This is a genomic window from Natrinema altunense (assembly GCF_000731985.1).
Classification (GTDB): Archaea; Halobacteriota; Halobacteria; order Halobacteriales; family Natrialbaceae; genus Natrinema; species Natrinema altunense.
The window spans coordinates 168,306-176,700 of record NZ_JNCS01000006.1 but is presented as its reverse complement, the minus strand read 5'-3'; the positions used below and the strand labels follow the sequence as shown (position 1 = coordinate 176,700).

The 8,395-nt window shown below is 66.0% G+C and carries 8 protein-coding genes; 5 read left to right on the top strand and 3 right to left on the bottom strand.

Annotation, left to right across the window (positions count from 1 at the left end; translation table 11 throughout):
• Positions 1-90: 90 nt before the first annotated feature.
• Positions 91-1,536, bottom strand: a complete 1,446-nt coding sequence (gene thiC / locus ALTAJ2_RS12750; protein ID WP_007107761.1) for a phosphomethylpyrimidine synthase ThiC — start codon at positions 1,534-1,536, stop codon at positions 91-93.
• A 136-nt stretch (positions 1,537-1,672) separates the two neighbouring features.
• Between thiC and ALTAJ2_RS12745 the strand changes: the two genes are divergently transcribed.
• The 5 genes from ALTAJ2_RS12745 to trkA all read left to right on the top strand — a co-directional run bounded on the left by ALTAJ2_RS12745 (position 1,673) and on the right by trkA (position 6,440).
• A complete protein-coding gene (locus tag ALTAJ2_RS12745; RefSeq protein WP_007107762.1) occupies positions 1,673-2,371 on the top strand; it encodes a phosphoribosyltransferase in 699 nt (232 codons plus the stop codon).
• A gap of 140 nt (positions 2,372-2,511) precedes the next feature.
• Positions 2,512-3,240 (top strand): sporulation protein, encoded by a 729-nt coding sequence (locus ALTAJ2_RS12740; RefSeq protein WP_007107763.1) that lies wholly within the window; start codon positions 2,512-2,514, stop codon positions 3,238-3,240.
• Positions 3,241-3,364: 124 nt separating this feature from the next.
• On the top strand, positions 3,365-4,219 hold the full coding sequence (mtnP, locus tag ALTAJ2_RS12735; RefSeq protein WP_007107764.1) for an S-methyl-5'-thioadenosine phosphorylase: 855 nt from the start codon (positions 3,365-3,367) through the stop codon (positions 4,217-4,219).
• A 149-nt stretch (positions 4,220-4,368) separates the two neighbouring features.
• The gene (locus ALTAJ2_RS12730) at positions 4,369-4,890 is read left to right on the top strand and encodes an SRPBCC family protein (RefSeq protein WP_049899662.1); all 522 of its coding nucleotides are present in this window, start codon (positions 4,369-4,371) and stop codon (positions 4,888-4,890) included.
• Between the two features lie 212 nt (positions 4,891-5,102).
• Positions 5,103-6,440: a Trk system potassium transporter TrkA gene (gene trkA, locus ALTAJ2_RS12725; RefSeq protein WP_007107766.1), complete on the top strand. Its 1,338-nt coding sequence runs from the start codon at positions 5,103-5,105 to the stop codon at positions 6,438-6,440.
• Positions 6,441-6,448: 8 nt separating this feature from the next.
• Here trkA and ALTAJ2_RS12720 read toward each other — a convergent pair whose 3' ends face one another.
• A complete protein-coding gene (locus tag ALTAJ2_RS12720; RefSeq protein WP_007107767.1) occupies positions 6,449-7,510 on the bottom strand; it encodes an NAD(P)/FAD-dependent oxidoreductase in 1,062 nt (353 codons plus the stop codon).
• A 78-nt stretch (positions 7,511-7,588) separates the two neighbouring features.
• A complete protein-coding gene (locus ALTAJ2_RS12715; RefSeq protein ID WP_007107768.1) occupies positions 7,589-8,323 on the bottom strand; it encodes a histidine kinase N-terminal 7TM domain-containing protein in 735 nt (244 codons plus the stop codon).
• Positions 8,324-8,395 lie beyond the last annotated feature (72 nt).

The following is an 8,395-nucleotide window of genomic DNA, read 5'->3' as shown; positions in this document are numbered from 1 at the left end:
CAGGACCTTCTCGAATATCGACCCCCCACCGACCTGCCACCCACGTAACGTGACCGAGACATACCGACCGATCGGCGGGAACTGAGCGAGTTATTCGTCGGCCGGTTTCTCGAGTGGGTCGCCGCCCTCGTGGTCGGCCATCGGCGGCAACGCGCCCGACTCGTGGGTTCCCACGGGCGGCCGGTTGACCTCCGCGGCCGGCGAGGACTCGAGATCGGTCCGCGCCTCGCCTTCGATCGCTTGCATCTCGCCGTCCTCGCGGGCGTCCTGATCGATCCGCATCGAGCAGAATTCGGCCCCGCACATCGAACAAAAGCGGGCTTCTTTGTAGTTATCGCCGGGCAGGGTCTGGTCGTGGAACGAGCGCGCGCGATCGGGATCGAGCGCGAGATCGAACTGTTCGCGCCAGTCGAACTCGTAGCGCGCTTCGGAAAGGGCGTCGTCCCAGTCGCGCGCGCCGGGGCGTTCGGTGCCCACGTCGGCGGCGTGGGCGGCGATCCGATACGCTGCGAGGCCGTCGCGAACGTCTTCCTCCTCGGGAAGGCCGAGGTGTTCCTTCGGCGTGACGTAACACAGCATCGCCGCGCCGGCCTGGGCCGCCATCGCGGCACCGATGGCGCTGGTGATGTGGTCGTAGCCCGGCGCGATGTCGGTCACCAGCGGCCCGAGCACGTAGAAGGGCGCGCCGTCACAGACCTCCTGCTGGCGCTGGACGTTCTCGGCGACCTTGTGCATCGGGACGTGGCCCGGTCCCTCGACCATCACCTGGACGCCGTGGTCCCATCCCACTCGAGTTAGTTCGCCCAGCGTGTCGAGTTCGGCGTACTGGGCTTCGTCGCAGGCGTCGGCCAGGCAGCCCGGTCGCAGACTGTCACCGAGGCTGAAGGTGACGTCGTGCTCGGCGAAGATCTCACAGATTTCGTGGAAGACTTGATAGAACGGGTTCTGCTCGCCGTGTTCCTCCATCCACTTGGCCATGATCGAGCCGCCCCGCGAGACGATCCCCGTTTTGCGTCCGTCGGTCAACGGCAGGTGTTCGGCGAGGATGCCGGCATGAATCGTCATGTAGTCGACGCCCTGTTTAGCCTGCTTTTCGACGATCTCGAGCAGCAGGTCTTTCGTGATGTCCTCGGGACTGCCCGCCTGCTTGACGGCCTCGTACAGCGGCACCGTCCCGAGCGGCACCGGCGAGTGGTCGATGTGGGCCTCTCGGATCTCGTCGAGATCGCTGCCGGTGCCGAGGTCCATCACGGTGTCCGCGCCGTAGTGGACCGCGGTGTGGAGCTTCTCGAGTTCCGTCTCGAGGTCGCTGGTCGTCTCGCTGTTGCCGATGTTGGCGTTGACTTTCGTCGCGAACTCCCGGCCGATAATCATCGCATCGAGCGCGTCGTGGTGCTTGTTTGCCGGAATGACCGCCTGTCCCGCCGCGACCTGCTCGCGGACGAACTCCGGCTCGCGGTTCTCTCGCTCGGCGATGCGTTCCATTTCGGGCGTCACCGTTCCCTCGCGGGCGGCCTGGATCTGAGTCTGCGCCATCGATAACTAGGTTGTATTACTGGGTTATAAATTACTGTCGGCTCCGTCCGAAGCGGCGGGACCCCCGTTAGCGGCGCGGCCCGTTTCAGCCAACTTAAGGGGGCCGCGCTCGAGTCACCGGGTAGGTGGCCATCAGATGTCCGATCTACCGGACGATTTCGATTGTACCATAACCAACTGGGAGTACATTTACGGCCTGTGTCGGGACGTCAGCGACGACATTCGCGACGACGAGTTCGAGCCCGACGTCGTCGTCGCGCTCGCTCGAGGTGGCTGGTTCGCCGGCCGCTGTCTCTGTGACTTCCTCGGGCTGGACGACCTGACGAGCCTGAAGATGGAACACTACGTCGGCACCGCCGAGAAGGCCGGCGAGCCGACCGTCCGCTACCCTATGCCCGAGGGCAGCGTCGAAGACAAGGACGTGCTCATCATCGACGATATCGCCGATACCGGCGGCTCGATCCAACGGGCCTACGAGTACGTCGACGACCGCGACGCCGGCGAGGTCCGGACCGCGACCCTCCAACTGTTGGGTACCAGCGAGTTCCGGCCCGATTACGTCGGCGAACGACTCGAGGAGTGGACCTGGGTCGTCTACCCGTGGAACTTCATCGAGGACATGGTCGATCTGATCACCAGTGCGATGGAGAAGGCGGACCAGGAGTCCTTCACGATCGAAGAACTCCGTCACTTCCTCAGCGAACACCACGGCATCGAGCGCATCGAGATGGAGATCGCCCAGCCGGATCGGCTGTCCGAAGTCCTCAGCGAGATGGAACGGCGCGACGTCCTCGAGTCGGTCGGCACCGACGAGTGGGCGCTTACGGCCGACTAACGTACGGCGTCCGCGTCAGCAGTTCCGTGTCGGAGGAGAGGCGGTCGGTGCCGTCCGACCGACAGCAGTCGTCGTGCGGCATCCGTCCGGTGGTGTCAACGAGATAAATATATAAGCAACGGTTGTGACACCCTCGTCGTATGAAAGGCGTGCTATCCAGCCTCGGTATCGGTGCCGCGACGGTCGATACGGTCTTGCCGACGACGCTCACGGCGGGGGAATCGGTCGACGCGCGCGTCGACATCACCGGCGGCAACGACACACAGGAGATCGACGGCATCTACTTCGCGCTCGCGACGCGGTACAAAACCGACGAGAGCACGAGAACGGCGAAGATCGAGACGGTCCGCGTCGGCGACTCGTTTACCATCGAGCCCGACGAGGAGCGGACCCGAACCGTGTCGATCGACGTGCCGGCCCACACACCCGTCACGATGGGGACGACGAGCGTCTGGCTCGATACCGGCCTCGACATCGACTGGGCGGTCGACCCGGACGACCGCGACGCCCTCGAGATCGAGCCCGATCCGCTCCGTCGGGCGTTGTTCGACGCCGTCGACTCGCTCGGCTTCGTGCTCCGGACGGCACAGTGCGAGGCGACGGAATCGCTGTTCTCCGATCACCGCTTCGTCCAGGAGTTCGAGTTCGTCCCCCGATCCGGCCCCTTCGCGGGCGACCTCGACGAACTGGAGATCGTTCCCCTCCCGGCGGACGACGGCTTCGAGTTACTGCTCGAGGTCGACCGCCGCAGCGGCCTGCTGGCGGAACGGCTCGACGCGGACGAGCGCCACGAGCGGCTCTCGCTGCGAGCCGGGACCGAAGACGATCTCGAGGAGCGGTTGCGAGTGGCGATCGAACGCAATTGCTAAGCCACGGTTCGAACGCCGTCTCGGCGGCCGCGCCGCCCTTCGCCGACCGATGGACGCAAGCGGTCGCAGCGATCCGGAGAACGGAACCAGATCGTTTACGACGCTGGTCCGACGAGGCCAGTGCATGACGATCGGCGTTATCGGCGGTAGCGGTATCTACGAAGCACTGCCACTCGAGAATACCCGGAAAACGGACGTTTCGACGCCGTACGGTGAGCCGAGCGAGGCGGTCACCCTCGGCGAACTCGGCGGGCGGGAAGTCGCCTTCCTCCCGCGCCACGGCGAGGACCACCAGCATCCCCCGACCGACGCCTCCTACCGGGCGAACATCTACGCGCTCAAGTCGGTCGGCGTCGACCGCGTCATCGCCACGAACGCGGTCGGGAGCCTCCGCGAGGACCTGCCGCCGCGGACGCTGGTCGTTCCCGACCAGATCTTCGATCGGACCAAACACCGCTCGCCCACCTTCTTCGGCGACGGCATGGTCGTCCACATGGGCTTTGCCGACCCTTACTGTCCCGAGATGGCGGCCCACCTCGCCGAATCGGCCCGCGAGGCGACCGACGATACGCCCGTCCAGAAGGACGGCACCTACGTCTGCATCGAAGGCCCGCAGTACTCCACGCGAGCCGAAAGCGAGTTCTACCGCGAGCAGGGCTGGGACATCGTCGGTATGACCGCCGTTCCCGAGGCGAAACTCGCCCGCGAGGCCGAACTGAGCTACGCCACCGTCGCTGGCGTCACCGACTACGACGTCTGGAAGGCGGACAGCGAAGTCACGCTGGACGAGGTCCTCGAGAACGCGGCGGCCAACCGGGACGCGATCAACGCGGTCGTCGAGCACGCCATCCGAACGATGCCCGACGACTTCGAGAGCGAGGCCTGGACCGCGCTCGAGGGGACGATCAACACGCCGCCGGAATCGATCCCCGAGGCGACCAGGGAGCGCGTCGACCTACTGGCCGGCGACTACCTATAGCGAGCCCACCGACGCGAAGCGGTGTCGCGGTCGTGACCGACGCGGGCCGTCGTCGCTCGCGACCGAGCGCGGTCGGTGACGGGGCGACGCCGGTCGACTCCGAGCGAGAGTATGGCAATCCTTACTTTCGAACCCGTCGTACGGCCGGTGTGGATAGAATTCTCCTCAGTACGCTCGCTCACCGGTCGCCCGAGGAGGTCTTCCCGTACGTCCGGTCGTTTACCGACTACCCGCGGTACACGGACCACTTGAAAGAGGTTCGGGTCGAGGGAACCGGCAACGCCGGCTCCGTCTACGACCTCGAGTTGGCGTGGTGGAAGCTCAGCTACACCGCCCGGTCGCGGGTTACCGACGTGTCCGCCCCCAGATCGCTCACGTGGCGGTTGGTCAACGACATCGACGCCCGCGGCGAGTGGCGCGTCGAACCGGAGCCGGAGTCCGCGCCGCCGGACGCGGAGACGGCGAGCCGGATCTACTTCGAGGCGATGTACGACCCGCATTCGGCCGACACGAACGCCATCTCGCTCCCGCGGTTCGTCTCGCTGGACTGGGTCGTCGAGAAAGTCCAGCCCAAACTGCTCGGCGAGGCCCGTACGGTCGTCGAGCGGCTGGTTGCCGACATCGAGGGCCGTCAGCGAGACGTGGAGTTGACGGTACACGAGATGCCGTGATCGGCTTTTCGCTCGCCGCTTTTCCGCTCGCGGACGCTTCGCTCGCGGCTGCCCGGTGGCACGTCCCGTCCCCGTATTGATCGCCCCGAAGATCGCACCCGCGACTTGCGTCCCGAATCAGGCCGAACTCACTTACTGCTCGCGACCGACACTGCGGATATGTGCGGACGCCGGTCCGACTCGAGACAGCGCACACCGCGGGTGAAGGCCCGATGCGCGTGATCGTCGTCGGTGCGGGCGAAGTCGGATCGAACATCGCCGCGAGCCTCGACGACGACCACAACGTGGTCGTCATCGATACGGACCCCGATCGTATCGATGCGATCACGTACGCCTACGACGTGTTGGCGATTCAGGGCGACGGCACCTCGATCGAGACGCTGCGGGAGGCCGGCATCGCGGACGCGGATCTGGTGATCGCGAGTACCGACGTCGACGAGACCAACATCGTCATCTGCGGGGCGGCGAAGGCCGTCGGTGAGCCGTTCACGATCGCCCGCGTCAAGAAGACGAACCTGCTGCGTACCTGGGAGCAATCCCGGGGTGCGTTCGGCATCGATTTCATGGTCTGTACGGACTTGCAGACCGCCGAAACGATCGTCCGAATCGCCGGCTTACCCGGTGCACACGACGTCGAAACCTTCGCCGGCGATCTCGTTCAGATGGCCGAGTTCGAAATCGAATCGGACAGCCCCATCGCCGGCGAGACGGTGTCCGAAGCCGATCGGTTCGAGTCGCTGACCTTCGCTGCGTTGCTGCGCGACGACGATATCGTCATCCCGCAGGGGGACACCGTCATCGAGGCGGGGGATGCCGTCGTCGTCATCGGGTCGCGAGAGAGCGTCCGCGCCTTCGCGGGATCGTTGACGCCCGAACCGACGCTCGAGGACGCAAACGAGATCGTCATCGTCGGCGGGACCGAGATGGGCTATCAGACGGCCCGACTCTTCGAAGCCGAGGGGCTCGAGCCGCGACTGGTCGAACGGGACCCCAGGCGGGCGCGGGAACTGGCCGAGCAACTCCCGGGAACGATGGTCCTCCAGAGCGACGCGACCGACATCGACTTCCTCGTCCGGGAGCACGTCGACGAGTCCGACATCGTCGTTGCCGCCCTCGAGAGCGACGAAAAGAACCTGCTCGTCTCCCTGTTGGCCAAGCGGATCGGGGTCGAACGAACCATCGCACTCGTCGAGTCCGGCGAGTACGTCGACCTCTTCGAGACGGTCGGGGTCGACGTCGGCGTCAACCCTCGGCTCGTCACCTCCGAGGAGATCACCCGGTTCACACGCGAGCAGCGGACGGAAAACGTCGCAATGCTCGAGTCCGACCGTGCCGAGGTCCTCGAGATCGAAGTCGACGCCGAGAGCGTGCTCTTCGAGCGGCGGATTCAGGACGCGATGGCCGACCTTCCGGACGGCGTCGTCGTCGGGGCGATCGGCCGTGCGGGGACGCTGATCACGCCTCGCGGCGAGACGGTCGTCGAGGGCGGCGACCACGTTGTCATCTTCGTCGAGACCGCGGTGATAGACGCCGTCACGTCGGCGGTGTAGCGCCGGTCTCAGCCCCGGTCCGCGATCCGATCGGCGACCTCGAGACCGTTTCGGAGCGCCGCGTGGAGCCTGGCGTCGCCGGCAACCCAGTCCCCGAGACAGTACAGCCCCTCGGCCTCGGCCAGTTGCAGGGGGTCGCGGGCGACGCCGTCCTCGGGCAAAGCGTACCGCCACCCCTGGTGGTCGGTCCAGTCCGGTTCGTACACCCGCTGGTCGCCGAGCAGGTCGGCGGCAAGCGCCGCGAGTCGCTCGCGGTTCCGTTCGTGGGGCTCGTCGTAGTGATCGACCGACCACTCGTGGTTCGCCTGGACGATCAGCAGCGACTCGCCGTCGGGGACGTGGCCGGGTTTGCACTCCTCGCGGCCGATCCAGCCGATGTCGTGTTCTTTGTCCGTATTGACGAGCGCGTAGTAGGGTCGGTCGAGTTCGAACGGGTAGTGGAAGACGCCGGTCCAGATCGTCCGGAATGGCACGTCGTCGATGGCCTCCGCGAGGCGGTCGCGCACGTCGGCGTCCCACTCAGCCGAGCGAAGCAGATCGACGGTCTGGGGTGCCGGCGGGTTCAGGAGGACGACATCGAAGGGGCCCCAGCGACCGCCGTCGGCGTCCGCTAGGTACCAGTCGCCGGCGTCGCTCCCGCCATCTCTCTCGTCGGTTCTGAGCAGCGTCTCGACGCGGGTCTCCCGTTCGACGGTCGCGTCGGTCCGTGCGAACAGCCGCTTTGCGATCTGGGTCAGCCCCCGCCGGTAGGTCCACTTCCGTCCGCCGCGGTCGTCCCCTTCGGAGACGGTCCCGTCGCTATCGAAGGTCCAGACCGGTGCCGCGATGTCGACCAGCCCTTCGGTGTCCAGGGTCTCGGTCAGCAGGTCGACGACCCGCTTGTCGTCGTTTTTCACGTAGTTCGCGCCGTAGTCGTAGACGATTCCGTTCCGCCGTCTCGTCGCGGCGCGGCCACAGAGCCCGCGGGATTTCTCGAGTACCGTTATCTCCGTCTCGGTCGCGGCGTCATCGAGGGCTGCAGTCGCGGCCGCGGCGGCCGCCCCCGCACCGACGATCCCGACTCGTACCATAGGGGACGGTTGGGGCTCGAGCTATGAAACGTCGTGGGACGAGTCCACCGAATTTCGGGGGCCGATCGGCGCGTGCGGTCACTGGAGGAGGTCCCCGATCCATCGGTACGGACGCGGCAGTTGGAGGTATCGTTTCTGTTGGGCTTGCACCCAGCCGATCGTCGTCAGGGAGCCGGCGGCCAGCGGTGCGACCGAGGCCGTCCCGGCGACGAAGACGTTGCTACCGACGATCGCCACGGTCGTCGCGGCCCCGACCATGGCGTAACTGCGCGTGTACCGGACGTCGGTCCCGCGTCGCCACGCGAGGCCGAAGAGAATCGTCCCCGCTCCGAACAGCGCGACGAGGAACGCCGTATGCAGCCAGTAGCCGACGTTCGGTTCGATGACGGTAAACGCCAGGATATCGGGCGAACTGCCGGCGATCTCCCAGTACAGTGCGTGTGCCGGGTTGGTGATCGCGAGCGCGATCTCGAGACCGGCCAGCAGCGCCACGAACCGATAGACTGCCCCTTGATAGGGCAACAGCGGCGTGCTACTCGCCGTACTGGCGAACAGCAGCCAACCGACCCCGGCCAGGATGGCGCCCAGCGTCGCGATGCTGAAGAAGAACCCTTTCACGATCGGACGTGGGTCGATCACCTGTGCGGCGAACAGGCCGTTCCAGACCGCGACCCCCATTAGGAAGACGATATACGAGAGGCCGTTATCGCGGTCCCGATAGGCGATCGCGGTCGCCAGGTACGGATAGGTCGTCAGGACGACGAGTACAGCCCCAGTTGCGAGCAACACTGGTATCAACTGGGCGACGTTCATACACCCTGTCTCAGTGGAATTGACTTGTATATTCTGGCAGACAGTCGCCACCGCTCGACCGTCGGCCCGCGA